Annotated in this window: 23 protein-coding genes; 15 read left to right on the top strand and 8 right to left on the bottom strand. The window is 41.1% G+C overall.

The annotated features are described in order from the left end of the window. Positions 1 to 17: 17 nt before the first annotated feature. The 3 genes from CWC02_RS10525 to CWC02_RS10515 form a co-directional block, all read right to left on the bottom strand. Complete coding sequence (locus CWC02_RS10525; RefSeq protein ID WP_054554266.1) at positions 18 to 452, bottom strand: CopD family protein; 435 nt, start codon at positions 450 to 452, stop codon at positions 18 to 20. Positions 453 to 472: 20 nt separating this feature from the next. Beyond that, a complete protein-coding gene (locus tag CWC02_RS10520) occupies positions 473 to 2,155 on the bottom strand; it encodes a chloride channel protein (protein ID WP_138601775.1) in 1,683 nt (560 codons plus the stop codon). Between the two features lie 130 nt (positions 2,156 to 2,285). Further along, a complete protein-coding gene (locus tag CWC02_RS10515; protein ID WP_138618079.1) occupies positions 2,286 to 4,661 on the bottom strand; it encodes a diguanylate cyclase domain-containing protein in 2,376 nt (791 codons plus the stop codon). Between the two features lie 179 nt (positions 4,662 to 4,840). Between CWC02_RS10515 and erpA the strand changes: the two genes are divergently transcribed. The 3 genes from erpA (at position 4,841) to CWC02_RS10500 (ending at position 9,448) form a co-directional block, all read left to right on the top strand. After that, positions 4,841 to 5,179, top strand: coding sequence for an iron-sulfur cluster insertion protein ErpA (gene erpA / locus CWC02_RS10510; RefSeq protein ID WP_036966451.1), 339 nt, complete (start codon positions 4,841 to 4,843; stop codon positions 5,177 to 5,179). A 100-nt stretch (positions 5,180 to 5,279) separates the two neighbouring features. Continuing rightward, positions 5,280 to 6,371, top strand: coding sequence for an efflux RND transporter periplasmic adaptor subunit (locus tag CWC02_RS10505; protein WP_054554269.1), 1,092 nt, complete (start codon positions 5,280 to 5,282; stop codon positions 6,369 to 6,371). A 2-nt stretch (positions 6,372 to 6,373) separates the two neighbouring features. Beyond that, positions 6,374 to 9,448, top strand: coding sequence for an efflux RND transporter permease subunit (locus tag CWC02_RS10500; protein ID WP_138618077.1), 3,075 nt, complete (start codon positions 6,374 to 6,376; stop codon positions 9,446 to 9,448). A 42-nt stretch (positions 9,449 to 9,490) separates the two neighbouring features. Here the strand turns inward: CWC02_RS10500 and CWC02_RS20755 are convergent, their stop codons facing one another. Then, entirely contained in the window at positions 9,491 to 9,664 is a 174-nt protein-coding gene (locus CWC02_RS20755) for a hypothetical protein (protein ID WP_171043836.1), read from the bottom strand. Positions 9,665 to 9,976: 312 nt separating this feature from the next. Between CWC02_RS20755 and CWC02_RS10495 the strand changes: the two genes are divergently transcribed. After that, the gene (locus CWC02_RS10495; protein ID WP_054554271.1) at positions 9,977 to 10,216 is read left to right on the top strand and encodes a helix-turn-helix domain-containing protein; all 240 of its coding nucleotides are present in this window, start codon (positions 9,977 to 9,979) and stop codon (positions 10,214 to 10,216) included. A gap of 108 nt (positions 10,217 to 10,324) precedes the next feature. Here the strand turns inward: CWC02_RS10495 and CWC02_RS10490 are convergent, their stop codons facing one another. Genes CWC02_RS10490 through CWC02_RS10475 form a run of 4 tightly spaced genes read right to left on the bottom strand, consistent with a single transcriptional unit; the run spans position 10,325 to position 14,068 of the window. After that, entirely contained in the window at positions 10,325 to 11,713 is a 1,389-nt protein-coding gene (locus CWC02_RS10490; protein ID WP_138618075.1) for an AmpG family muropeptide MFS transporter, read from the bottom strand. Positions 11,714 to 11,749: 36 nt separating this feature from the next. Further along, on the bottom strand, positions 11,750 to 12,367 hold the full coding sequence (locus CWC02_RS10485; protein WP_054554273.1) for a peptidylprolyl isomerase: 618 nt from the start codon (positions 12,365 to 12,367) through the stop codon (positions 11,750 to 11,752). A gap of 2 nt (positions 12,368 to 12,369) precedes the next feature. Then, positions 12,370 to 12,921, bottom strand: a complete 552-nt coding sequence (locus CWC02_RS10480; RefSeq protein ID WP_138618073.1) for a YajG family lipoprotein — start codon at positions 12,919 to 12,921, stop codon at positions 12,370 to 12,372. 13 nt (positions 12,922 to 12,934) lie between these two features. Next, positions 12,935 to 14,068, bottom strand: coding sequence for a methyltransferase (locus tag CWC02_RS10475; RefSeq protein ID WP_138618113.1), 1,134 nt, complete (start codon positions 14,066 to 14,068; stop codon positions 12,935 to 12,937). 41 nt (positions 14,069 to 14,109) lie between these two features. Between CWC02_RS10475 and CWC02_RS10470 the strand changes: the two genes are divergently transcribed. From CWC02_RS10470 to nqrM, 11 genes are all read left to right on the top strand, one after another. Continuing rightward, positions 14,110 to 14,697 (top strand): alpha-ketoglutarate-dependent dioxygenase AlkB family protein, encoded by a 588-nt coding sequence (locus CWC02_RS10470; RefSeq protein WP_138601767.1) that lies wholly within the window; start codon positions 14,110 to 14,112, stop codon positions 14,695 to 14,697. Positions 14,698 to 14,770: 73 nt separating this feature from the next. Then, positions 14,771 to 15,082, top strand: a complete 312-nt coding sequence (locus CWC02_RS10465) for a BolA family protein (protein ID WP_054554277.1) — start codon at positions 14,771 to 14,773, stop codon at positions 15,080 to 15,082. A 178-nt stretch (positions 15,083 to 15,260) separates the two neighbouring features. Further along, positions 15,261 to 16,454 carry an enoyl-ACP reductase FabV gene (gene fabV, locus CWC02_RS10460; protein WP_138618071.1) on the top strand — a complete coding sequence of 398 codons (1,194 nt, stop codon included), beginning with the start codon at positions 15,261 to 15,263 and terminating at the stop codon, positions 16,452 to 16,454. 348 nt (positions 16,455 to 16,802) lie between these two features. Continuing rightward, entirely contained in the window at positions 16,803 to 18,146 is a 1,344-nt protein-coding gene (locus tag CWC02_RS10455; protein ID WP_138618111.1) for a Na(+)-translocating NADH-quinone reductase subunit A, read from the top strand. Between the two features lie 4 nt (positions 18,147 to 18,150). Then, entirely contained in the window at positions 18,151 to 19,353 is a 1,203-nt protein-coding gene (locus CWC02_RS10450) for an NADH:ubiquinone reductase (Na(+)-transporting) subunit B (protein WP_062566711.1), read from the top strand. Further along, a complete protein-coding gene (locus CWC02_RS10445) occupies positions 19,346 to 20,098 on the top strand; it encodes a Na(+)-translocating NADH-quinone reductase subunit C (protein ID WP_054562304.1) in 753 nt (250 codons plus the stop codon). The genes CWC02_RS10450 and CWC02_RS10445 overlap by 8 nt, the downstream gene beginning before the upstream one ends. Further along, positions 20,098 to 20,730, top strand: a complete 633-nt coding sequence (locus CWC02_RS10440; protein ID WP_054554281.1) for an NADH:ubiquinone reductase (Na(+)-transporting) subunit D — start codon at positions 20,098 to 20,100, stop codon at positions 20,728 to 20,730. Before CWC02_RS10445 ends, CWC02_RS10440 begins: the two co-directional genes overlap by 1 nt. Positions 20,731 to 20,740: 10 nt before the next feature. Continuing rightward, positions 20,741 to 21,349 (top strand): NADH:ubiquinone reductase (Na(+)-transporting) subunit E, encoded by a 609-nt coding sequence (gene nqrE, locus CWC02_RS10435; RefSeq protein WP_016708692.1) that lies wholly within the window; start codon positions 20,741 to 20,743, stop codon positions 21,347 to 21,349. Between the two features lie 19 nt (positions 21,350 to 21,368). Further along, the gene (nqrF, locus tag CWC02_RS10430) at positions 21,369 to 22,595 is read left to right on the top strand and encodes an NADH:ubiquinone reductase (Na(+)-transporting) subunit F (RefSeq protein WP_054554282.1); all 1,227 of its coding nucleotides are present in this window, start codon (positions 21,369 to 21,371) and stop codon (positions 22,593 to 22,595) included. A gap of 112 nt (positions 22,596 to 22,707) precedes the next feature. Then, positions 22,708 to 23,739: an FAD:protein FMN transferase gene (locus tag CWC02_RS10425; protein WP_138618069.1), complete on the top strand. Its 1,032-nt coding sequence runs from the start codon at positions 22,708 to 22,710 to the stop codon at positions 23,737 to 23,739. A 336-nt stretch (positions 23,740 to 24,075) separates the two neighbouring features. Then, positions 24,076 to 24,288, top strand: coding sequence for a (Na+)-NQR maturation NqrM (nqrM, locus tag CWC02_RS10420; RefSeq protein ID WP_055020649.1), 213 nt, complete (start codon positions 24,076 to 24,078; stop codon positions 24,286 to 24,288). Positions 24,289 to 24,413: the final 125 nt, after the last annotated feature.

Genomic DNA, 24,413 nt, shown 5'->3' with positions numbered 1-24,413 from the left:
ACGTTCACAGCAGCAAATTATAAGTTAGGTTTAATAATTGCCAGTGCCACTATAGCTAAAAGGATGAGTACCGGAACTTCATTAAAAATACGGTAAAAGCGATCGCTACGAGTATTGCGATCATGCTTAAAGTCAGCCAGTAATTTAAAGCAATAGCCATGATAAATATAAAGGATAATTACTAACACCAGTTTGTAGTGCAGCCACATGCTGTATCTAAACCAATCACGACCATATTCAAAAATGGTCAGTAAGCCAAATACCAATGTTAAAACGGCAAACGGCGTCACAAAAAACAGTAAGCGGCGTTCCATTACTTTCAGCATTGAGTTACAGGCTTTTTCTTCACTCATTGCGTGGTAAACAAAAAGACGTGGCAGGTAAAAAATACCGGCAAACCAAGCAATCATAAAAAATACGTGGAAGGTTTTATAAACTAATAGCGCAGTCATTTAAGCATCCATTTTAATTGTTATAACAAACTATTGCGTATGGTAAGAATATGTCTGATTTGGTCCCAACGCAAAAGGCCCATAATCTGTTGGTTATCAAGTAGGTTGTAAATATACACCGCACCGCTGCGTTTATCTTTTAGTAAGTCAAAAGCATCGGCTAATGTTGCTTGGCTACTAAGGCCGGCAAGGCTGACATATTTGATGTTACTTTCTTGGTCAGACATCAAACTTAAATCATATTCAGCAAGACGATAGCCATTCTCTTCATCATGAACAATCAGCGGGGTTTGGCTATCAAGGGCATCGAGCGATTCTTTAATTTGTTGTTTGTCGTCACTGTAAAGCAGTTTGAACTGCTCATCCATTTCATCCATTACGCCCACTTTTTGTAATGCTTCGGTAGCAGGTGATATTTGATACTCAAGCCCTTGGAAGTCAAGTTGCTGCATAAAAATAGAGCGGTTACCAAAAAACTGTAATGCTGTAACATAAGCCGTTGAGATCACCAACATGGCTGGCACAATGATCTCGGGGCTTGAGGTTAACTCCATAACCGTAGTGAGTGCAGCAAGTGGTGCGTGTAATGTAGCGGCCAATAACCCTGCCATGCCAAGCATGCTGTAGGTACCTGTGATATCTACTCCTGGGCTAATAAACTGCGCAAAGAAGGCCATTAAGGTGCCCATTAATACCCCAAGCCCAATAACAGGGCCGATGATCCCACCTGGAATACCTAAACCAATGGCAAATAAGGTGGCGAGTAATTTGGCAATCAAGATGGTTGTTAAAAACTGCACATCATCTGGTGATTCAATAGCAATAGTGATGGCGCTCATACCTGAACCCATTGCATGAGGAACCATATAAGCAATTAACCCTGCAATTAACCCTGCCAGTAATAGGCGAGGAAACATGCTAAGCGGTTTAAAAGTGCGGATTATAAGCATCAAGTTTTGGTTAAACGCATAGGCAACAGCCCCTAGTGCCATACCAAATATGATTAAAAATGGGTAATGCCAGCCACTCAATGGGTTCATGGTGATAAGCGCAAGCTCTGAAGCATCACCAAATACAAACTGAGTGGCTAAAGCACCAGTAACCGCAGCGAGCATAATGGGCACAAAAATATGCACTTTATATTCCCTAAGCACCACCTCCATAACAAAGATAACGGCTGCAAGTGGGGTGTTAAATGAGGCTGCAATTCCGGCTGCAACGCCACAACCGGTGAGGGTACGCATTGCATTGTGTGGAAGGTGTAGTTTATCGGCCAGTAAACTGGCACCTGTTGCACCCATATGTACCGACGGGCCTTCTCGGCCCACCGAAAAACCACTGATCAAGGCTAAAGCACCACCAACAAATTGGTTAACCGTGTTATAGAGTGGCATATGACCGTAGTATTTTTTTATTCGATGAATGACAAATGGAATACCAAGTCGATAATGTTTAAATCCAGTTGAAGCTGCAAAAAGGGCAATTAATAAGGCTGCGCCGACTGGTAATAAAACACGTTCAAGAGTAGGAAGCGTAGAAAAGTCATCAGGCTTTTCTAAGAATAAGCTCTGGAAAAACATGATCGTAAGGCGAAAGAATATGATCAGCACTGCCGCAATTAACCCTGCACTCACACCAAGTAAGCACAATTGCACAGATGTTTTAGGCTTTGCTAGTCGACGTCTTAGTCTCTCAAGCCACACGCATATTTCCTCACAGCACTTTTGAGCCGCAGTTTACCAAATCAAACTCACTAAGTCGTTGGCATTTTATATTTTTATCTTCTTTTTGGGAAAATCGAGCTGATTATAATATTTAATGACTGAGCCAAGGTTATGGTTGCATACTTATCACTGTCATAGGAGAGTTATGTTTTTGCTTGTACATGCGCTCATCAGCTTTATTTAATAAGTCATCAAGTGATTTTGCATCATCAGGATATAAAGCATAACCAACACTTGCGCCTACATTTAAATAACCCACCTCAGATGCAATTGGCGTTGATATTGAGTTAATAAAACGTGTTAGAGCTCGCTCAATCTGATTTTGATTTTCTATATCAGTAATGACTATGACAAATTCATCCCCCCCAATGCGTGCAACACAATCTGTTTTTCGGGCTGTTTCAAGTAACCGTTTAGCAATTTCAACAAGCACGAAATCACCAACTAAATGACCATGGGTGTCATTGATGGGCTTAAATTTGTCAAGGTCAAAGTATAAACAACCAACCTTACCACCTGTGCGTTCAACACGGTCAAACTCATGATTAATAAACTTACTTAAAGCGCTTCTATTTGCAAGACCGGTAAGATGATCTGTTTGTGCCAACATTCGTATCTGTTGTTCAGCCAAAACCCGCTTGGTAATATCAAAATTGACGCCGATCATCCGTTTTCCGTAGATTCTTCCGTCGGCATTGATATAGCGAGTTCTGCCAGAAGATAAAACGATACGAAACTCAGCATGAAATTCTTCATTGTTTAGTATCGAAAGCTTGAGCTTATTTGTAACGTCCTCATAATCATCTGGGTGTAAGGTGCTCGCCCATGTTGAGTAATTGCCTTTAAAAGATGTTTTTGGAATTTCGAACAAGGTATGCATCCAGTCATCCCAGATTAATTCATTGGTTTCAAAGTTCCACTCCCAAATTCCAATGTGTGCTGCATCTGCAGCCATTGACATCCGTTGATGTAAGTTCTCAAGATCTGTTTTTGCTTGTTTTAATTCAGTAACATCTTCAGATACATCCAGTAAGTAGCGAGCTTTTCCTTGAGCGTCTCTAATTGCGAGCTTTCTGGTTCGAAGATAATGCGTTCGACCATTTATGGTCATAGGCTTCTCAGTTACAAAAAGTGTTTCGTTACTTTTTAGTACATCCCTATCTGTTTGAATAAAATTCACGGCGTCCTCATCGCTAAAAATATCAAAGTCATTTAAGCCAATGAGTTGCTCTTTAGTTTTACCTAAAAGTTGCTCACCTGCTTTATTGACATGGCTAAATGTTAGATGCTCGGCCTCTTTTACGAACAGCATAATAGGTAAGTTATCGAAAATTGTTTGTGTAAACGCTTCTTGGTTTTGAATGTCGCTTAGGTCTTTAATAGTTGCAACGTAAGAGCCTGCTTCTTTTTTGCCAATGGAGCTAATTGTGAGAGTGATAGGAAAGTAGCATTTATCTTTACGTAACCCCTTTAATAGGCGGCTCTTATTTGTACTCACGTTTTCTTTTTTTTGCTGTGGGTCGCAGAATATCTCATCTAACTGCGATGATTGTTTTGGGATTAAAGTGTGGATATGTTTACCGATTAGGTGGGTTGGTTCATAGCCAAAAACAGGAAGAACTGCTGGGTTAGCGAATTCAATTACTCCTACATTATTAAAGCTAATAACGACATCTTGAACTGTATTCAGCACGGCTTCAAGTTTGGCTGATAGTAAACTTCGTGCTCTAAGTTCGACAATTCCTAATACGAACAGACTTAGGGCTAATAAGACGGATATAATTAATTTTGCAAGCGCAGCGTTATCATGGCCAGATGTATAAATGGTATAATCAGTCTCAAATACAGTCATTGAAATCATACCAATGTAGTGCATGCTTGAAATAGCACTCCCCATAATGACTGCAACGAGAATGTTTATACGTGTTTGGTTTACCTCACGCTCATTTCTAAAATCATTAATCCATAGTGCAATGCCAGAAAGAACAATTGCGACTAAAATCGATAATGAAAATAACCAAGGTTCATAGGCCATGTGGGCTGGCATCATCATTGCCATCATGCCAATAAAGTGCATACAACCAATACCAGCCCCCATAAGTACACTTCGAAAAACTAGCCCTTTGCCACGCCCAATAGTGGGGGAAAGAACAATATAACTTGCAAAAACGCTTGGCAAAATAGAGATCAAAGTGACCGTGATGTTGTATTCAACAGCGATAGGAAGTTTATAGGCGAGCATACCTACAAAATGCATACCCCAGATACCAATACCTAAAAAGCACGATGCTAACAAAGTCCATACAAGGCTTTCATTTCTTAATTGAGAGCTTTTAATTTTTGCTGATAGTAAAAATGAAATGTAAGAAGCAAAGACCGCAGTAAGTACGGATAAGCAAACGAGTAAACTATCGTACTGCGCAGGGATTGTTTGCGAGCTAGTTAAGCTTGGACTAATGAAATGCAGCTTTAAATGATCTATCACTGTGATGGTCCCTCATCGCATAACTTTTACATGGGTAAAAAGTACTACAATTAAATGTTAGTTCAATGCGAATATGTTAGCCAATCCTATACTAAAATATTTTCAATGGGAGGCGATACTTGATTAAAATACTCGGGTATTAGATAATTGCGACCATTATAGGTTTTGAGGGTTTTGGTATGTCAGATGAGTTGCCAATCAAGTTCAGCGATGCAGCAGCTGTTCGCGTTAAACAGTTAATCGAGGAAGAAGAAAATCCTGATCTAAAGCTACGTGTATACGTTACAGGTGGTGGTTGCTCAGGTTTCCAATATGGTTTTACTTTTGATGAAAAAGCTAACCCTGGCGATTTAGAAATTGTTAAAAATGGTGTAACGCTAGTTGTTGACCCTATGAGTATTCAATACCTAGTTGATGGTACCGTTGATTACACAGAAGGCCTTGAAGGGGCTCGCTTTTTTGTGAATAACCCGAACGCAACTACAACCTGTGGTTGCGGAGCCAGCTTCAGCGTTTAATTATTTATGAAAGCCACTTGATGTGGCTTTTTTATTGCTTTAACTTCTCATAATATCCTGCCTCTGCTAAATTTTACGCATTATTAGAAGGAATTTTGCGTTGCCAAATATAACTACAACAATAGAAAAGAAACCCTATATTTTAGCTATCGCCATTGTTTTGGTGATTATATTGTGGATGCTATCCGGCGATAGCAAAGCAGATCAAAACGCGCAGCAAAGTAAAGAACAAGCCCAAGAGCGCTTGCCTAAAGTGCAGGTGATGTCATTAGTTGCTAAGAAAATAAATAAAAACCTGACCTTTTACGGTAAATCAGAGCCTGACAAAATCGCAAATATTAGCGCTAGGCAAGCAGGACAAGTACTCGAAATCTTGGTTGAAGAAGGTCAGTTTGTAAAACAAGAACAGGTTATTTTACGCCTCGATAAGTCTGATTTAGCCGCCCAAATTACATCAGCAGAAGCCTTAGTGGCACAGTATCAAACTGAATACGAAGGCGCCCTTAAGCTAAATCAGCAAGGTTTACAGAACAAAGTATTAACCATGCAAGCGCAAGCTATGTTGCAACAGGCTAAAGCAACCTTAGTTAGCCTTGAATTAAAACTAGAGCGCACTGAAGTACGCGCTGCTTTTGATGGCGTTATTAACAAACGTTTAGTCGAAATTGGTGATTATGTTGGCATAGGCGACCCTATTTTACAGCTCGCTGATTTAGACCCGTTAATTGTTAGAGCCGATGCGACTCAAAAAGAAGTGCAAGGCTTAGAAGTCGGGCAAGCTACTTTTGCTCATGTTTTAAATGACAAAACCTATCCTGGTCGTATTCGTTATATTGCATCTGTTGCTGATGACAGCACGAATACATTTCGCATCGAAGCGGCGTTTGAAAACCCAGGAATGAAATACAAAGCAGGTTTTTCGACTCAGCTAAATATTGAGTTGCCAACTGAGCCTGCAATGTTATTAAGCCCGGCTTTTATGGCCCTTGATGAGCAAGGTAATATCGGCGTAAAAGTCGTGAATGACGATAATATTGTTGAGTTTAAATCGGTGAATCTGGCTAAAAGTACCGAGCAGGGGGTTTGGCTTTGGGGTTTAGGCGAACAAGCAAATGTCATTACCCTTGGTCAAGGTTTTGTGCGTGCCGGTGATAAAGTTGAGCCCGTGTTTACTGAAGCTACGAGCAACTAAGTATGAAAAACTTAATCGAAGCGTCGTTGACTCACACGCGTACAGTTTTATCTATTTTCATCTTGTTGCTGATCTCGGGCTGGGTGACATATCAAACCATCCCTAAAGAAGCGAATCCTGATGTCACCATTCCTTTTATTTATGTGTCGATTATTCATGACGGTATTTCCCCTGAAGATGCTGAGCGGCTATTAGTTAGGCCAATGGAGATTGAGCTCCGCTCGATTGAAGGCGTAAAAGAAATGTCAGCGGTGGCAAGTGAAGGGCATGCCTCTGTGACCCTTGAATTTATCGCGGGTATGGATCCCAAAGAAGCCTTAGCGGATGTACGAGATAAAGTCAGCTTAGCTAAGGCGAAACTGCCTTCTGAATCAGAAGAACCAGAAGTTCATGAAATTTTGATGGAAGACGAGCAACCGACTATTACATTAACTTTGTCCGGTGATGCGCCAGAACGAGGTTTGTTAACCCTTGCTCGTAATCTTAAAGATGAACTAGAAAGCATTTCTAGCGTATTAGAAGTTGATGTAGGTGGTGATCGCGAGGACATGGTCGAAATTGAGGTCGATCCACTGGCGATGATTTCTTATGGCTTAGAACCGAGTGACATCATTCAACTGCTATCAAATAACAACCGCTTAGTTGCTGCCGGTACACTTGATACTGGTAAAGGACGCTTTGCTGTAAAAATCCCATCCGTGTTTGAGACGATTCAGGATGTCATGGAGCAACCCGTGAAAGTCGTTGGCGATAGGGTGGTACGTTTTATGGACGTAGCAAAAATTCGTCGAGCGTATAAAGACCCAACCTCAATCGCACGTATTAATGGCCGCCATGCGGTTTCGCTGGAAGTAAAAAAACGTGCTGGTGAAAATATTATTGATACGGTCGAACAAGTGAAGCAAGTGGTCAATGAGGCCAAGAAAATATGGCCTGATCATATACGCGTTGATTACACCGGCGACATGTCAAAAGACGTAAAGATGATGCTTTCTGATCTGCAAAATAATGTGCTGTCTGCCGTATTATTGGTGGTTATCGTTATTGTGGCGGTACTTGGTGCGCGCACGGCATTTTTAGTGGGTATTGCCATTCCCGGTTCATTCTTAACGGGGATTTTAGTGATCTCTGTGTTTGGTTTAACGGTGAATATCGTGGTGCTCTTTGCGCTCATCATGGCTGTCGGTATGCTGGTGGATGGCGCAATTGTTGTTAGTGAGTTTGCAGACAGAGCAATGAGTGAAGGCAAACCGCGCAAGGTTGCATATAAACTGGCTGCAGAACGAATGGCATGGCCAATTATCGCCTCTACGGCAACAACATTAGCGGCCTTTGCCCCGCTGATATTTTGGCCGGGAATGATGGGCGAGTTTATGAAATACTTGCCGATTACACTTATTGCTACCTTGTCTGCGTCATTACTTATGGCACTGGTGTTTGTACCAACTATTGGTGGACTAATAGGTAAATCAAGGCCGCTTTCTGAGCAGCAAAAACATGATTTAGAGTTAGCAGAATCTGGCGATTTAACGCAAATTAAAGGGATGCTAGGGCGTTATATTCGAGTGCTTGATTATGCAACAGAGCGTCCTTGGTGGAGCCTTGCTGCTGCAATTGTGTTTTCCATTATGGTGTTTTTTGCCTTTGCTATTTCTAAGCTTGGCGTTGAGTTCTTTCCTGATGTTGAGCCAAATGGCGTTAATATCAAAGTACGTTCTTACAGTGACTTATCCATCTTTGAAAAAGACGTGATCATGAAAGATATTGAGTCGCGCATCCTAAAAGTGGAAGGTATAAAAACTCTGTACGCCCTTACTGGTGGTAAAGATCAAGTAGGCACGTTTAGAATGAATCTAAAAGATTGGGATGAGCGTCCGCCCGCAGAAGATATTATCAGCCAAGTTAACGAAATCACGGCAAGTTATGCCGGTGTAGAAATTGAACTTCGTAAAGATGAAAACGGCCCGGGTGGTGGTAAAGCGTTAAGCATTGAGCTGAGCTCTCGGTTTGTTGATGTGCTTAACAGTGAAGCTAAACGAGTAAGGCAAGCTATCGAGAATGATGGCGCGTTTCGAAATGTTGATGACAGTGCTTCAAAACCAGGTATTGAATGGCAACTTAAATTGAACCGTTCGGATGCGGCTCGTTTTGGTGCCGATGCCAGTCTGTTAGGGGCAAATGTTCAGCTTATTACCAATGGCTTGAAATTAGGGGAATACCGTCCAGATGATGTGGATGACGAGATTGATATTCGCGTACGTTTCCCCCATGACAAACGTGATTTAGGACGTCTTGAAACGTTACGTGTAAAAACCATGCACGGGCAAGTGCCAATTAGTCACTTTGTTGAGCGTCAAGCAGCGCCTAAAGTCGATACTATCCGTCGTGTAGATTCTCAGCGCGTTGTTACCGTTAATGCAGACATGAAGCCGGGTGAACAACTTGCCAAGGCATTGCCGCGCTTACAAGCGCAATTAGAAGAGCAAGGATTAGACCCTCGCGTGAAAATTAAAGTGCGTGGTGAAACTGAAGATCAAGATGAATCAGAAGCCTTTCTTGAGCAAGCTTTTGTGGTTGCTCTATTTGTGATGGGTATCATTTTGGTGACGCAATTTAATAGCTTTTATCAAGCATTTTTGATTTTAAGTGCTGTGCTATTTTCAACTGTGGGTGTGTTCTTAGGTTTAATCGTATTACAGCAACCGTTTGGTATTGTGATGTCAGGTATAGGGGTTATTTCGCTTGCAGGTATTGTGGTTAATAACAATATAGTATTGATTGATACCTATAATGTTTTACGAAGCCAAGGTCTGGCTGCCAAAGATGCGATTTTGCGAACCGGTGCACAGCGTTTGCGTCCGGTATTGCTAACGACTGTTACCACCATTTTGGGATTGATGCCAATGGTACTCCAAGTGAATATTGATTTATTTAACCGTCACATTGATTTTGGTGCGCCATCTACTCAATGGTGGGTGCAATTGGCAACAGCCGTTGCGGGTGGTTTAACATTTGCCACGGTGTTGACACTTGTGCTTACACCGTGTTTGTTAATGCTGCGAGATCGCCGTAGATAGTAATAGGTAAATTCGTTACCGATTAATTAAAAATGAGTGACCCTAGTGTTGGGTCACTTTAATCATCAGTAAAAAGAAGCCTAAAACTAACGCTGATGCGACCAAAATGTATACAAAGCCATTTTTACCTTGCTTAATTGGTACTCGATTGTGTTTTAAAAATAGGTACCATGCTACACACAGTACAATTGGCAACAAAAATAATATACGAAACATTTCTTAGCCTTTTTCAGTATTTACGTACACTTTAAGCATAAATATGCAGAATTTAAAGCGATACTTTCATCTTGTTTGACTTCCAATTGATCAATTTTTTGGTACAGTTAACCAGTTAACTATAGAGCACATGCTTTAATTTTAGCTACACTAAGGCATGTATACTAATAAGGTCCATACCTAAAAGGTGGACATTTGTATAATTAATAATTCAAAGTGAAAATTATTAGTATATAATGTATCCAAGAGTGAGACGGGCAAATTTCACTCTTAAGTTTATTAATTTAAATCATCTAGTAGGAGATGTATTTTATGATGGGTAAAACAGTTTCTTCTGAAGAAAACTCGAAATTAACGAAATGGCTTAAAACTAAACGCCACGAGAAAGGTCACACAATGCGTAGCCTTGCGCAGGTTTTAGGTACGCCGCATTCTTTTATCGGTAAAATTGAAAACCAAGAACGTCGACTAGATGTTATTGAATTCATACGTTATTGTGATGCTTTAGAAGTTGACCCGTACGAAGGTCTTAATTTACTAAAAGACGCATAATTTTTTAGTGCTTTGTGGTGAAATAACACTGCTAAAGTAATACAAATAGTGCAGGGAGGCGCTATTAAAATTTCACCATTTATCTCTCCTCTAAAATTACTTTCGTATCTAACTTGTTAAATCCCTTTGATGATAGTTGTTTTCTAGTGCATAAAGCTTATGCCTAATTAAAAATAAGAAAATTAATGAAGGTAAAACCATAAGTGCTGTCACTACAAAGAACATCGCCCAATTTCCTCCTAACCAGTCATCAATGAGCACGCCGCTATAACTTGAAAGTAAAGTTCTACCTAAATTACCTAATGATGCAAGTAGCGCATAGTGAGTGGCACTAAATGCTCGGTCGCAAAGCATAGATATAAACGCCACCATGGCAACGAGAGACCAAGCCTGTGTAAAACCATCAATAATGATTGCAAACGCGTAAAGGCTCAATTTAGGGCCTGCTATAGCAATCCAAGCGAAGGCGAGATTTGAGGCTGCCATCGCAATACCACTAATAAATAAGCCTTTAACAATGCCATATCGTTGGTTAAACAAACTACCTAGAAAGGTGAAAGCGATAGTAAGTACTGCCGTACCTACTTTTGAGAAGGTAGCAATATCGCTATTCGAGAAGCCCACTTCTTTATAAAACACGATAGACATTCGCCCTAAGAAGGCCTCGCCGATTTTAAATAAGAAAATAAAAGCTAATAAAGCCAATGCTGTTTTTACCCCGTTACGGGCGAAGAAGGTTCTAAAAGGATCAAAAACGGTTACAGCAAGCCATGCAATAACTTTAGCAAAGCGAGTTTGCGTACTACCAGCCAGCTTTTGTTGATAGGTTTGCTCAAGCTCTGCTTGAACTGCATCGCGATTTGATTCTGGTTCTTTCGCCCAAAATACGCTGCTCATTAATAGCAGCATCACGACAGATAGGAAAAAGTAAACTTGTGGCCAATCAAGTGAAGGGATGTCGGCCATATAAAACGGTAGGGCGCCTAATAGAGCATAGCCGCTCCACCAACCTGAGGTTGCCATTGCTGCCGCTGCGGTGGCTTTATGGCTCTCATTTTCTGCCAAAGTGTCGATACGAAATGCATCAATAGCAATGTCTTGAGTTGCAGATGCTATTGCAATCACTAAACACAGTGCGGCAGCAAACCAAAGGTTGGCTTTGATATCGAGCCCTGCAAGCGAAAAGGTACCAATAAAAATGACTGACTGACAGAGTAAAATCCAGCTACGGCGCTGGCCTAGCCAGTTAAATAAAAAAGGTAACTTTACACGGTCAACGAGCGGTGACCATAAAAAGTTAATGCTATATGCACCAAACACGATGCCAAACAACCCAATCATGCTGCGGCTTAGGCCTTCATCTTTTAGCCAGGCCGACATGACAGAGCCAATCAATACCCACGGAAAGCCGCTGCTAATACCAAAAATAAAAATATTAATTAAACGTTTATCTTTGAAGTATGAGAAATACTCTGAAAAAGAAAGGGTTTTTGTCATAGTGTTGCCAGTTTAAGGGGCGTGCGCCCCTATTTATTATTGATTAGCGTCAAGCACTTTTACGTTTAAGATAACTACAGGATCTTTGGGTACAAAGCTGTAACCAATTTTTTCATTGAAAGCAGTTTCGACACGCATGATTTTGTCTAGAGTTTCGTAGCCATCCATGACCATACCAAATACAGCAAAGCCCCAATCACGACCTGGATTAAGATGGTCGTTGTCGTCCATATTAAAGAAGAATTGACGCGTACCTGAGTGTGGTTTTCGGTCTTGATATGCCATTGCGATACTATACATATCGTTTTTTAACCCGTTGCCACTTTCATTGAAAATAGGGTCACCTTCGTACAGACCATCGTAGTCTTTATCGTAACCACCGCCTTGAATTACAAAATCACGTTCGTTGTCTTCATCACGTTCAACACGGTGAAATACACTACCTTGATAGCTACCATCGGCAACGTAAGTTAGAAAGTTATTTACTGTAATTGGTGCCCGTGAACGATCCATTTCGACCACAATACTGCCAAGCGTAGTAACAATTTCTACGCGCGGAAACATATTGTCTTTTTGAATAAACTTACCTTCAGTCGCTGCGAATGAACTGTGAGCAAAAAACAATAAAAAACTAAGTAATAAAATGCGTTTCATGGTTAACCTTCTAAATAGGCGATTAATTCTGGGTCAGATACAATGCGTGTTATAACCTGTTCAGTCAACTTATTAAGTTGACCTTCTATTTTTGCACGGTCATGACTGAGTGGTCCTTCAAGATTTGCGTTGCCGCGGTATATCTTAGTAAAGTTACTCGTACTTTTAATCACTCTTAAACCAAACTCCACATTTGCAGCACTACTGTGCGTCATCATCTTTTCGGTGACAGTTGCTTGCAACTTATGAATATCTAATTCAAAACGTGTAGTTGCTAAGTTTGAAATGTTTGCACCATTACGGCTTAGAGCACTGTCTAAGGCACTTTTCACAGAATCAGCTATTCCAGGGCTTGCAAGCGTTTTTACTTTGTCTGAACCAATGATTTTAAGGGTCACATTGTCACCACGTAAGTCAATTACGCTGGTGCTAACATTACTGTTAATAGTTGAAATTTTCCCGCCTTGATAAACGGGGTTCAAAATTAACTGATTTGGCTGATTGCTACACGCAGATAGGGCGGCTAGCAAGCATAAAGGAAGTATTTTTTTCATTTAGTTAGCTCCATTAATTATTCTTTGTAGCACTTAGTACGACAAACTTTTTATTAGATCCTAATAGCTTACAATTGCCGAACATGCGTTTTAACTTTTCATGATAGTCTAGATGACGATTACCAATAATTCTTAATTCACCACCGTGCTTTAATGTTTGTTTTGCCTGTTTGAACATTTGCCAAGCGATATGATCGGTGACCGCTTGCGCTTGGTGAAATGGTGGGTTACATAAAACAAGGTCAACACTGTTAGGTTGAAAATCGGTTAAACAGTCGTTTTGAACAAACTCACACTGGTCTAATTGATCAGGTAAATTGTGAGTTATGTTCAATTTGGCTGATTCAACGGCCATATAGGACTCATCAACGAAGGTTACATGGGCTTTAGGGCAACGTTTGAGAGTCATCAACCCAACAACACCATTACCACAGCCTAAATCAATGATGCTGCGGGCTTTACTTGTTTGTGGCAAATAGTTAAAGAAAAAGCGCGCGCCGATATCTAATGAGTCCCGAGAAAATACATTGGCATGATTTTGAATTTCAAATTCACTGCCTTCAAGTGGCCAGTTAACAGGAAAGGGGGCTACTTTATTAAGACCACTGGTTTTACTGATAATTAAGCGGGACTTTTTAACCGCTAAGCTGGTTGATGTTTCACCGATATACTGACTAAAAGCCTTTATAGTTGAGTTATGAATGTCTTTCGTTTTTCCAGCTGCAATAACATCAATGTCAGCAGGTAAAGCTGCACTGATTGCGGCAAGTTGATGCTGAAGATAGCCTAAATTGCGTGGCACTTTTAATATCACTAAATCAACCTGATTAGGTAATGCTGCTAATGAGTCCAGTTGCGTTAAAGAATCTGTTGATAACTCATTGGTTTGTAAATTATAGCGGGTAGCTTGATGACCAATATACGAGTCGTTAACTGAATAAACTGTTAACGTATTAAAGGCACAGGATAAGGCGCCAAAACTGTCATTGAGTATCAGGATTGAATTTGCATATGGGTAGTGCTCTTGTACATAATTGACAAGATATTCATCGCCAGAGTCCCATGCTTGAAGACTGCGATTTTTTTGATCTAACGGAAAGCGTTCTAGGGTATAGGTGTTATCACCGAGCTGTGCTTGGGTGGTCATCATGATTTTACGAAAGTATTAATGTATAGGTAAATTCTAACATGCAACAGCCAAACGCCAACCCTAATCATCTACCTGATGGGTTTTCTTACCAAGCCAATACATTGAGTGCGCAAAAAAGCCTCGAATTATTTTACTTTCTTCAGCAGCAGCTCAATTGGCAGCAACCGGCTATAAAAGTGTACGGAAAAAGCCATGTGATCCCGCGTTTGCAATGCTTTATTGCTGATCAGAACGTAAATTATGGTTACTCGGGTTCAAAATTAATCGTTGAGCCTTGGCCAGAGGTGCTTGATGCTATGCGTGTACGCTTATCAAGAACTTTGCAGATACCATTTAATGCGCTTTTAGTTAACTTGTATCGAGATGGTCATGATTGTATGGGCTGGCATAGTGACGATGAGAAAGAACTTGGTGAGCAACCAACAATCGCGTCTGTATCACTAGGGGCCGAACGTGTATTTAAAATAAAGCATAAATATAAAAATGAACAATATAGCATTGTGCTGCAAAGTGGTAGCTGTTTAATCATGAATGGTTTTAGCCAGCGCGATTACCAGCATAGTTTGCCGAAGCAGCAAAGACTCAAACACCCTCGAATTAACCTTACCTTTCGTTCAATCATATAAAATCATTGGCAAATTGAGCCATGCCCTTGATATAGTAGCTGGCAATTATTTTCTTATGAAAGGTCTATGACACATGTCAATGCAACAACAAATTGAGCAAAAGCTTGCTGCGGGTATCGAATGTAAACACCTGAATGTTGTCAATGAAAGCCATATGCATAGTCGTGGAACTGAGTCGCATTTTAAAGTGGTGGTTGTGAGTGAAGAATTTGCAGGTAAACGTTTACTTGCCCGTCACCGTCAAATTAATGAGCTATTAAAAGATGAATTAGCAAATCACATTCATGCATTAGCGATTCACACATTTACTCCCGAAGAGTTCAGTGAACAACATGGACAGGCACCTGAATCACCAAAGTGCTTAGGCGGCTCAAAGTTCGACTAAATTAGCAGGACAGTCACTCAAAGTTAGAAGGACAGTCACTCTAGACTGCTGGTTACTTGGGTGTTTTAAGCTCGAAAAATTTACGTGGGTCTGAAAAGTTTTACTGATCAGACCTGTATTTTAACTATTAGCCTTTAAACTAGCGCTAATTTTTATTGTGATAGATATAGGATGATCAATGGTCATTAAGCCGAAAATTCGTGGATTTATCTGCACTAACGCGCATCCAGTAGGGTGTGCTGAGCACGTACAAGAACAAATTAATTATGTGAAAGCGCAAGGACCACTGAGCAATGCACCTAAGAATGTATTAGTGATAGGTGCGTCTACAGGTTACGGCCTAGCATCACGTATCACGGCTGCATTTGGTGGCGGTGCTAAAACGTTAGGTATTTTCTTTGAAAAAGAAGGTAGCGAACGCAAAACGGGTTCTGCAGGTTGGTACAACACAGCAGCATTCCAAGCAGCCGCTGAAGAAGCTGGTTTATGGTCTAAAAATATCAATGGCGACGCGTTTTCTAACGAAATTAAGCAAAAAGCAATTGATACTATCAAAGCTGATCTAGGTAAAATTGATTTAGTTATATACAGCCTTGCTTCACCTCGTCGTACTGATCCAAATACAGGTGAAACTTACTCATCTACGCTTAAGCCTATTGGCTCAGATATCACAACGAAGAACCTAAACACTTCAAAGCGTGTGATTGATGAAGTAACCGTTGAAGCAGCAAGCCAAGAAGACATCGACAATACAATTAAAGTAATGGGCGGTGAAGATTGGGAAATGTGGATTGACGCATTAAAAGAAGCGGATGTACTAGCTGATAACTTCAAAACAACGGCTTACACCTATATCGGTAAAGAGTTAACGTGGCCAATTTACGGTCATGCGACAATTGGTAAAGCGAAAGAAGACCTTGACCGTGCAACGCAAGCAATCAAAGAGTCTACAAAAGACTTAAATGGCGAAGCGTATGTTTCTTCATTAAATGCGGTTGTGACACAAGCAAGCTCGGCAATTCCAATTATGCCTTTATATATCTCTGCTTTATTCAAAGTAATGAAAGCAGACGGTACATACGAAGGTACCATTGAGCAAATTCATGCGTTATTTACTGAAAACCTTTACGGCGAGACACCACGTTTTGACGAAGGTGGTCACTTATTCCAAAACTACAAAGAGTTAGAAGATGATGTTCAAGCTCGTGTACAACATGTTTGGGATACAGTAGATACAAATACAATTGACGAATTAACGGATTACGTGGGTTACCATAATGAGTTTTTACGTTTATTCGGTTTTGGTATCGACAGTGTAGATTACGAGCAAGATGTGAATCCTGATGTTGCGATTTCACAGCTGATTGATTAATCGCTGAACAAACTTGATTTTGTAAAGTCGCTTTTTTAAGCGACTTTTTTGTTTCTGGATGAAAATAAAACATCATCAATAGCACTTTGGTCTATATTGAATTTTATTCAAAAGGTTTTTGTAGTCTAAATAACCGTATCTGTCGTATAAATTTCATATTTGCTCTCGCATAGTCACCCTGATTGATGTTAAAATTCGGGCAATATATGTGAGGAGTTTACTGCGTTGCTTGTTTGGGGTGTTAAACAGGCTATTCTTTGATACTTAGAGTTTAACTTGAGCATATCAAATGGCGACGTGGTTGGTACGATTTTTCAGTTTCTTTCCGTTAATGTAATGCAAGTGCGTATGATCAACATAAAAAAAGGTCTGGATTTACCGATAGAGGGCGCACCTCAGCAAGTTATTCACGATGGTTCTGCCGTCAAACGTGTAGCTGTGCTAGGTGAAGAATATATTGGTATGCGTCCAACCATGCATGTTCGCGTGGATGACCAAGTCAAAAAAGGCCAGGTACTTTTTGAAGACAAAAAGAACCCAGGCGTCTTATTTACTGCACCAGCTTCTGGGGTAGTTAAAGAAATCAATCGTGGTGCTAAACGTGTGCTGCAATCTGTTGTTATTGAAGTTAATGGCAGTGAGCAAATCACCTTTGACTCTTTCAAGGCCGACGAGCTTTCGGGCTTAGACCGTGAAAAAGTTAAAGAAGTACTAGTTCAGTCAGGTCAATGGACAGCACTACGTGCTCGCCCATTCAGCAGAGTAGCTGCTTTGGATGCAAATCCTAGCTCTATCTTTGTAACGGCTATCGACACTAACCCGCTAGCTGCAGATCCTGCAGTAATCATTGCTGAAAACACTCAAGCATTTGAAGCAGGTTTAGCTGTGGTATCTCGTTTAACTGACGGCAAAGTATTTGTTTGTAAACAAGCTGGTAGCCAAGTGCCTAGTTCATCAATCCCTCAAGTAGAAGTACATGAGTTTGGTGGCAAGCATCCGGCAGGTCTTGTTGGTACACACATTCATAACTTAGACCCAGTTTCTGCAAGCAAGCAGGTTTGGCACTTAGGTTACCAAGACGTAATCGCGTTTGGTAAATTATTCCTAACAGGTGAAATCTTCACAGACCGTGTTGTTTCGCTTGCTGGTCCTCGTGTTAAAAACCCACGCTTAATGAAAACTCAGCTAGGTGCATCTTTAGATGATTTAGTTGCTGGTGAATTAGAAGACGGTGATAACCGTGTAATTTCTGGTTCTGTATTATCAGGCGCTATCTCTCAAGGTCCACATGCGTTCTTAGGTCGTTACCATGTTCAAGTATCTGTATTACTTGAAGGTCGCGAAAAAGAGCTATTCGGTTGGATCGCACCAGGTGCTAACAAGTTCTCAGTAACACGTACCTTCTTATCTCACCTTGCTCCTAGCCGTCTATTTAACATGACGACTTCAACAGGTGGTTCGAAGCGTGCTATGGTTCCAATTGGTAGCTATGAGCGTGTTATGCCTTTAGACATCCTACCTACACTATTATTACGTGATTTAATCGCACGTGATCTTGATGGTGCTATTTCGTTAGGTGCGCTAGAGCTTGATGAAGAAGATTTAGCATTATGTACCTTCGTTTGTCCAGGTAAATACGAGTACGGTTCAATCCTACGCGATTGCTTGACTACGATCGAGAAGGAAGGCTAGAGAGATGGGTTTAAAGAAATTTCTAGAAGATATTGAGCCGCATTTTGAACCGGGTGGTAAACACGAAAAATGGTATGCGCTTTACGAAGCTGCAGCGACTATTTTCTACACGCCAGGTTATGTAAATAAAGGCAAAACACACGTTCGCGATAACATCGACCTAAAACGTATGATGATTTTAGTGTGGATGGCGACGTTCCCTGCCATGTTCTTTGGTATGTTCAACATCGGTCATCAGGCCGCTGGTGCTTTAGCACAAGGTTTTGAACTAGCAAACACATGGCAAGTTGGTCTGTTCCAATTATTCGGTGGTGAATTAACTGCTGATTCTGGTTGGGGCGCGAAAATGTTTTACGGTGCCTGCTTCTTCCTACCAATATACGCAGTAACATTTGCTGTGGGTGGTTTCTGGGAAGTGCTATTTGCTTCAGTGCGTAAGCACGAAGTAAATGAAGGTTTCTTCGTAACATCTGTATTATTTGCACTAATCCTGCCAGCAACGATTCCTTTATGGCAAGTTGCACTAGGTATTACGTTTGGTGTTGTAATCGCGAAAGAAATCTTTGGTGGTACAGGTCGTAACTTCCTTAACCCTGCTCTTGCCGGTCGTGCGTTCTTATTCTTCGCATACCCAGCGCAAATTTCAGGTGACACAGTATGGACAGCAGTAGATTCATTCTCTGGTGCAACTATGCTTGGCCAAGCTGTTGTTGGTTCACTTGATTACAGCAACATGGAGTTATGGTGGAATGCGTTCTACGGTTTCATTCAAGGTTCTGTAGGTGAAACGTCAACACTAGCACTATTAATCGGTGGTTTATTCCTAATTTACGTGCGTATCGCTTCATGGCGTATCGTACTAGGTGTATTCCTAGGTATGGTTGCAACGGCATTCTTACTAAATACAATTGGTTCAGAAACCAATGCTGTATTTGCAATGCCTTGGCACTGGCATTTAGTTCTTGGTGGTTTTGCATTTGGTATGTTCTTCATGGCAACAGACCCTGTATCTGCATCATTCACAGACAAAGGTAAGTTCGCTTACGGTGCGTTAATCGGCTTTATGGTTGTAATGATCCGTGTTGTTAACCCGGCATTCCCAGAAGGTATGATGCTAGCAATCTTATTTGCTAACTTATTTGCACCATTATTCGATCACTTTGTAGTGCAAGCTAATATCAAGCGGAGGTTGGCACGTAATGTCTAGTAATAACGAATCAATCGGCAAAACGCTAACCGTTGTTGTTGCACTATGTTTAGTGTGTGCAATCATCGTATCGTTTGCTTCAGTTCAGCTTCGTCCTTTACAGCAAGCTAACAAAACACAAGATATCCAACGTAATATCTTAGCGGCTGCAGGCATTGAAGTATCAGGTACTGTGTCAGATACCTTTAACTCAAAAATTGAAGCACGTGTTGTAGACATGAACACAGGTGAGTTTGTTGAAGGTGCTGATCCTAACTCATTTGACTTCGAGAAAACAAAATTCGACCAAGCTCGTAGCTTTGCGTTGAAAGCAGAAGGAATTAAAGACATCGCTGGTATTCAGCGTATGACAAAAAATTCACCTGTATATATTTCGAAGAAACCTGATGGTTCTACAGACGCAATCATTCTACCAATCCAAGGTTATGGCCTTTGGGGTGTAATGTACGGCTTCTTAGCGCTTGAAAGCGATGGTGAAACAGTTAAAAACATCAACTTCTTCAAGCACAACGAAACGCCAGGTCTAGGTGGTGAAATCCAAAATCCACAATGGACTGCTAAATGGCAAGGTAAAGAGTTACCAATCAATATCATGAAGAGCGGTGCGAAGAACGAACATCAAATCGATGGTCTTTCTGGTGCAACATTAACTTCAAACGGTGTTGATCACACAGTTGACTTCTGGACTGGCGAGCATGGCTTTGGTCCATTCCTTGCGAAAGTACGTGAAGGAGCGTTGAAATAATGGCTGATACTAAAGAAATGAAGTCGGTCCTATTTGGCCCGGTATTCGCAAATAACCCGATCGCATTACAAGTACTAGGTATTTGTTCTGCGCTAGCGGTAACATCAAGCTTAAAAAATGCACTAATCATGTCAATCGCATTGACACTAGTAACTGCGTTTTCTAGCTTGTTTATTTCGTCAATTCGTAACCACATCCCATCATCTGTACGTATCATCGTGCAAATGACGATCATCGCATCACTTGTAATCGTTGTTGACCAAGTACTGCAAGCATTCTCTTATGCAACTGCTAAAGAGCTTTCAGTATTCGTTGGTCTAATCATTACAAACTGTATCGTAATGGGTCGTGCTGAAGCATACGCAATGAAGTCACCACCGTTAATGTCTTTCTTAGATGGTATCGGTAACGGTTTAGGCTACTCAGTAGTACTACTAACTGTTGGTTTCATCCGTGAGTTATTCGGTAAAGGTTCACTATTCGGTGTTGATATTATCCCATTAGTACAAAATGGTGGCTGGTATCAACCAATGGGTCTATTGATTTTACCACCGAGTGCATTCTTCATTATTGGTTTATTCATCTGGGTACTTCGTACCTTCAAGAAAGACCAAGTAGAAGCAAAAGCGTAAGGGGCGAGCAGTGGAACATTATATTAGTTTATTTGTAAAAGCGGTTTTCATTGAAAACTTAGCTTTAGCCTTCTTCCTAGGTATGTGTACTTTCCTTGCTGTATCAAAGAAAGTAACAACGTCAATCGGCCTAGGTGTGGCAGTTATCGTGGTACTAGGTATCTCAGTACCTGTAAATAACTTGGTTTATCACGCTGTTCTTGCACCAGGTGCATTAGAGTGGCTTGGCTACCCAGAAGCAGACCTTAGCTTCTTACGTTTCTTGACTTTCATCGGTGTTATTGCAGCACTTGTACAAATTCTTGAAATGGCATTAGATAAGTTCTTCCCTGCACTTTACAACGCGTTAGGTATCTTCTTACCACTGATCACAGTTAACTGTGCGATCTTCGGTGCGGTATCTTTCATGGTTGAGCGTAACTATAACTTCGGCGAGTCTGTTGTTTATGGTATCGGTTCAGGTGTGGGCTGGGCACTAGCAATTACTTTACTTGCTGGTATCCGTGAAAAAATGAAGTACTCAGACGTTCCTGATGGCTTACGTGGTTTAGGTATTACTTTCATCACTGTTGGTCTTATGGGTCTTGGCTTTATGTCATTCTCTGGTATTTCACTTTAATAGGTAGCGAGGATAAATCATGAATGAGATTTTCTTAGGCGTTGGTGTTTTCATCGCTATCGTTGTTATTTTAGTTTTAGTTATCATTGGTGCTAAATCTAAATTAGTAGCAAGCGGCGATATCATCATCGGAATTAATGGCGACCCAGAAAAAGCTATTAAAACATCTGCAGGTAGCAAGCTATTAGGCGCGCTAGCTGATTCAGGTATCTTCGTTTCATCTGCATGTGGTGGCGGTGGCTCTTGTGGTCAGTGTCGTGTACACATCAAAGAAGGTGGCGGCGATATCTTACCAACAGAACTTGATCACATCTCTAAAGGTGAAGCGCGTGAAGGCTGCCGTTTAGCGTGTCAGGTAAATGTTAAGAACGACATGGAAATTGAACTTGAAGAGTCAATTTTCGGTGTTAAGAAGTGGGAATGTACTGTTATCTCTAACGATAACAAGGCAACGTTCATCAAGGAACTTAAGTTACAAATTCCTGATGGCGAGTCAGTACCTTTCCGTGCCGGTGGTTATATTCAAATTGAAGCACCAGCTCACCACGTTAAATACGCTGATTTCGATATTCCAGAAGAGTATCGTGGCGACTGGAACCACTTCGGTTTCTTCGATCTGGAGTCTAAAGTAGACGACGAAACAATTCGTGCATACTCAATGGCTAACTACCCAGAAGAAGAAGGCATCATCATGCTTAACGTGCGTATCGCTACGCCGCCGCCAAGAGACCTAAGCCTTCCATGTGGTAAAATGTCTTCGTACATTTGGTCATTAAAAGAAGGTGATAAAGTGACTATTTCTGGCCCATTCGGTGAGTTCTTCGCGAAAGACACTGATGCAGAAATGGTATTCGTAGGTGGTGGTGCAGGTATGGCACCAATGCGTTCACATATCTTTGACCAACTTAAGCGTTTACAATCTAAGCGTAAGATGAGCTTCTGGTATGGTGCGCGTTCTAAGCGTGAAATGTTCTACGTAGAAGATTTCGACGGCTTAGCAGCAGAAAACGATAACTTCGTATGGCACACAGCACTGTCTGATCCACAACCAGAAGATAACTGGGAAGGTTACACAGGCTTCATCCATAATGTACTTTATGAAAACTACTTGAAAGATCATGAAGCGCCTGAAGATTGTGAGTTCTACATGTGTGGTCCTCCAATGATGAACGCGGCTGTTATCAACATGCTTAAAGATCTTGGTGTAGAAGACGAAAACATCTTATTAGATGACTTCGGTGGCTAACACCATACACAAAACAATTAGTTTTGGTTAGAATACAGGCCTCGTAGCACTTAGTGTTACGAGGCTTTTTTATTTCTATACCGAACTCCGTGGTATCTACAAGGTGAATGCTATGAATAGAGTGTTTTATCGCCAAGGCTTGATGGCCTTTTTCCTATTAACTATGACTTTACTCATGGCTGGCTGCGGTCAATCAGATAAGGCTGAAGAGCTTTATTTTGAAGGTAAGACAATGGGCACCACTTATCACATTAAGGTGTTTGCAGAGTCTTCAAAGGTTGCAGGTGTTGATTTACACCCGGAAATTAAGCAAGTGCTTAAAGATGTAAATCAATCTATGTCGACTTACATTCCTGATTCAGAAATTAACCAGTTCAACCAGTTACCAGCAGGGCAGGTAATGCCAATAAGCGCTGATTTTAGAAACGTGGTAGCTGAATCAATTCGCCTTGGCGAATCAACAAAAACGTTAGATGTGACCATGGGGCCACTTATTGACTTGTGGGGCTTTGGTCCAGATAAAAAGCCGACTAAACGCCCAAGCGATGAAGCCTTGGCCGCAATGGTTGCCAAAATTGGTGTTGATAAGCTTGAACTTACAGATGCTGGTCTTATGAAGACGATTGATGGTTTAGAGCTGTCGTTTTCTGCTACAGCAAAAGGCTATGGTATTGATAAAGTAGCACAAGTGATTGAAAGCCATGGTTTCACTAATTATATGGTTGAGATTGGTGGTGAGCTTCGTGTGTCGGGTATTAAGCCAAACAACATCACTTGGAAAATAGCTATTGAGCAGCCTGATGCTGAGCCTGGCGTGCGTAAAGTACATAAAGTAATTGAGCCGGGTACTAATGGTATTGCGACATCCGGTGATTACCGAATTTTTTACGAAATGGATGGTGTTACCTATAGCCACTTAATTGACCCTGTAACAGGTATGCCGAGCCGTCATGATTTGGTATCAGTTACTGTTTTACACCCATCAGCGATGACTGCAGATGGCTTAGCGACGGCAATTACAGTGATGGGCATGGAAAAGGCGCAGAAATACGCCGAAGAGCACGATTTGCCGGTGTATTTAATTGGTAAGTCAGACAATGGTTTAGTAACTTATTCAAGCCCTGCATTTAAACCATATTTGTAGCAGGGCAAGAAGCAGTGTATAACCAAGCTGCCTCAAGATGCAGAACTCAGCGTTCCACAGGTGCTTAATATCAAGGCGTTACTTTGCAACAATGGCAGTCCCAGAACTAACAACGATGAGAGTAAGCGCCTGTGAAGCGCCCAAAGGATTGGTTTAAAAGCGATTTATACCGCGTTATTGATTTTAACAATAGAACCACTATTGCTTGCAATCAATGCCTTGCCTAAATCGCTTTTAATTCTAACTGAAACTCGCACCTTGAGGTCGTTTAGGTATATAATACATGCAGCCTAATTAGTTGGGCTCGATTTAATTGCTGACGATAGGGGCAAAGCAATGTCACTTTTTCTTCTTACATTTGGTCTACTTATTTTAATTGTGGCGGCGATGGCTGTCGGAATGATTGTGCAAAAGAAATCTATGGCCAGTAGTTGTGGTGGCCTAGGCGCTGTTGGTATCGACAAAGCCTGCGACTGCGACGACCCATGTGACAAGCGTAAAAAGCGCATGGCAAAAGAACAAGTCTGGAAAGAGAATCAAATTCTTTAACCACAAAAAAAGCGCCCAAAGGCGCTTTTTTAATACCTAAATTTTACAAGGACAGTCACTTTTATCCATGAACTCATTCTTGCAGTAAATAAGATATTGTCTAAACTTTAATTACAGCTAATGCA

This window comes from Pseudoalteromonas sp. S2721 (assembly GCF_005887425.1).
Taxonomy (GTDB): Bacteria; Pseudomonadota; Gammaproteobacteria; order Enterobacterales; family Alteromonadaceae; genus Pseudoalteromonas; species Pseudoalteromonas simplex.
The sequence above is the reverse complement of the archived record's forward strand: the minus strand, read 5'-3'. Positions and strand labels throughout refer to the sequence as shown.

Excerpts from the sequence above, each read along its gene's own strand:
- CWC02_RS10440 (WP_054554281.1), top strand. The coding sequence starts at position 20,098 with ATGGCTGATACTAAAGAAATGAAGTCGGTCCTATTTGGCCCGGTATTC.
- CWC02_RS10500 (WP_138618077.1), top strand. The coding sequence starts at position 6,374 with ATGAAAAACTTAATCGAAGCGTCGTTGACTCACACGCGTACAGTTTTA.
- nqrM (WP_055020649.1), top strand. The coding sequence starts at position 24,076 with ATGTCACTTTTTCTTCTTACATTTGGTCTACTTATTTTAATTGTGGCG.
- erpA (WP_036966451.1), top strand. The coding sequence starts at position 4,841 with ATGTCAGATGAGTTGCCAATCAAGTTCAGCGATGCAGCAGCTGTTCGC.
- CWC02_RS10450 (WP_062566711.1), top strand. The coding sequence starts at position 18,151 with ATGGGTTTAAAGAAATTTCTAGAAGATATTGAGCCGCATTTTGAACCG.
- CWC02_RS20755 (WP_171043836.1), bottom strand. The coding sequence starts at position 9,664 with ATGTTTCGTATATTATTTTTGTTGCCAATTGTACTGTGTGTAGCATGG.
- CWC02_RS10445 (WP_054562304.1), top strand. The coding sequence starts at position 19,346 with ATGTCTAGTAATAACGAATCAATCGGCAAAACGCTAACCGTTGTTGTT.
- CWC02_RS10465 (WP_054554277.1), top strand. The coding sequence starts at position 14,771 with ATGTCAATGCAACAACAAATTGAGCAAAAGCTTGCTGCGGGTATCGAA.
- CWC02_RS10525 (WP_054554266.1), bottom strand. The coding sequence starts at position 452 with ATGACTGCGCTATTAGTTTATAAAACCTTCCACGTATTTTTTATGATT.
- CWC02_RS10485 (WP_054554273.1), bottom strand. The coding sequence starts at position 12,367 with ATGAAACGCATTTTATTACTTAGTTTTTTATTGTTTTTTGCTCACAGT.
- CWC02_RS10490 (WP_138618075.1), bottom strand. The coding sequence starts at position 11,713 with ATGACAAAAACCCTTTCTTTTTCAGAGTATTTCTCATACTTCAAAGAT.
- CWC02_RS10480 (WP_138618073.1), bottom strand. The coding sequence starts at position 12,921 with ATGAAAAAAATACTTCCTTTATGCTTGCTAGCCGCCCTATCTGCGTGT.
- CWC02_RS10475 (WP_138618113.1), bottom strand. The coding sequence starts at position 14,068 with ATGACCACCCAAGCACAGCTCGGTGATAACACCTATACCCTAGAACGC.
- CWC02_RS10495 (WP_054554271.1), top strand. The coding sequence starts at position 9,977 with ATGATGGGTAAAACAGTTTCTTCTGAAGAAAACTCGAAATTAACGAAA.
- CWC02_RS10470 (WP_138601767.1), top strand. The coding sequence starts at position 14,110 with ATGCAACAGCCAAACGCCAACCCTAATCATCTACCTGATGGGTTTTCT.
- nqrF (WP_054554282.1), top strand. The coding sequence starts at position 21,369 with ATGAATGAGATTTTCTTAGGCGTTGGTGTTTTCATCGCTATCGTTGTT.
- CWC02_RS10425 (WP_138618069.1), top strand. The coding sequence starts at position 22,708 with ATGAATAGAGTGTTTTATCGCCAAGGCTTGATGGCCTTTTTCCTATTA.
- fabV (WP_138618071.1), top strand. The coding sequence starts at position 15,261 with ATGGTCATTAAGCCGAAAATTCGTGGATTTATCTGCACTAACGCGCAT.
- CWC02_RS10455 (WP_138618111.1), top strand. The coding sequence starts at position 16,803 with ATGATCAACATAAAAAAAGGTCTGGATTTACCGATAGAGGGCGCACCT.